This window comes from Moorena sp. SIO2C4 (assembly GCF_010672485.1).
Classification (GTDB): Bacteria; Cyanobacteriota; Cyanobacteriia; order Cyanobacteriales; family Coleofasciculaceae; genus Moorena; species Moorena producens.
In genome coordinates this window covers 1-1,031 of the sequence record NZ_JAAHGN010001586.1, presented here as the reverse complement: position 1 = coordinate 1,031, position 1,031 = coordinate 1, and the positions used below count along the sequence as shown (strand labels likewise).

2 protein-coding genes are annotated in these 1,031 nt (G+C 42.7%); both read right to left on the bottom strand.

What is annotated here, in order from left to right; translation table 11 throughout:
• Window positions 1-45: 45 nt before the first annotated feature.
• Window positions 46-393: a DUF2605 domain-containing protein gene (locus F6K20_RS39710; RefSeq protein ID WP_008179530.1), complete on the bottom strand. Its 348-nt coding sequence runs from the start codon at window positions 391-393 to the stop codon at window positions 46-48.
• A gap of 223 nt (window positions 394-616) precedes the next feature.
• The gene (locus tag F6K20_RS39705) at window positions 617-898 is read right to left on the bottom strand and encodes a hypothetical protein (RefSeq protein WP_287298611.1); all 282 of its coding nucleotides are present in this window, start codon (window positions 896-898) and stop codon (window positions 617-619) included.
• Window positions 899-1,031: the final 133 nt, after the last annotated feature.

Sequence of the window (1,031 nt, the reverse complement as noted above, 5' to 3'; positions counted from 1 at the left end):
GTCCACTATTTCCTCAATCATTTCCTGAATCTAGGTGCGTCAAGATTAGTCATTCCCTGAGGCCGCTGACTCGGATGCACCGGATGCCAATGATCGCCACCGGATTGCCACTCCCCAACATTCTCTCACTAATTGGTGCCATGGCATCATGGTAGAAAGTTCAACTCCTACTTGACCATCGGTAGCTTTAAAAAGCATTTTAGCTGTATTTACCTCCTGCTGGGCTTGCTTTACCCGCTTTAGTAGGTCAGATTGTTCCTCCGTGCTCAAAAAGGTGATATCTTCAGTTTCTAACAACGAAAGCGATCGCTCAAACCAGTAGTCAAAATCTACTAGTAGCGGTTCCAATATGGTTTTGAGTAACTCCGGTGTTGATGGCTGGGGTTGATCCATGATATTAAAACCGTTTATTTTTTCATAGTCTACCTTAATTATATTTACATTTTTTTACAATTTTTGACATAACCCTTAACACTTGTCGGAGACTACTACTCCGTCAAAATTGAATTGAGGGGTAAGCATATGCGCTACAGATGGTGCTACTTGAGGTGCGGTCAGCCGTCAGCGGTCAGCCGTTAGCAGACTTAACTCAGCATTATTCGAATGGTTACCTGTTTTATTCAAAAGCACCATCTGTAGCTTGGCACAGGCTTCGACCCATCGGACCCATTAGCTGATAGCTGATCCCTGAAAGCTGAAAGCTGATAGCTGATAGCTGATAGCTGATAGCTGATAGCTGAATGCTTACATTGAGAGGTAAGCTCAAGTCCGGTTGAATACCCATCATAAAGACGATTGATGGCCAGATGGTTAAATGGGGCAGATTTTGATTAAGGGTAATTATCCTGACATGATCTACAATGGACTTTGGCCAATGAGGCACCCTTGTACTATGCATCGGTGCTATCCATTAAGTACCAAAACCATTAAGCCGAAGGAACTGTAAGATCGTTGCTCCAATAGAGTATCAAGACTCCTTTGGTTTTGTTAAATATGTAGAAAACAAACTTTCACAAAAAAGTTGGGTTCCT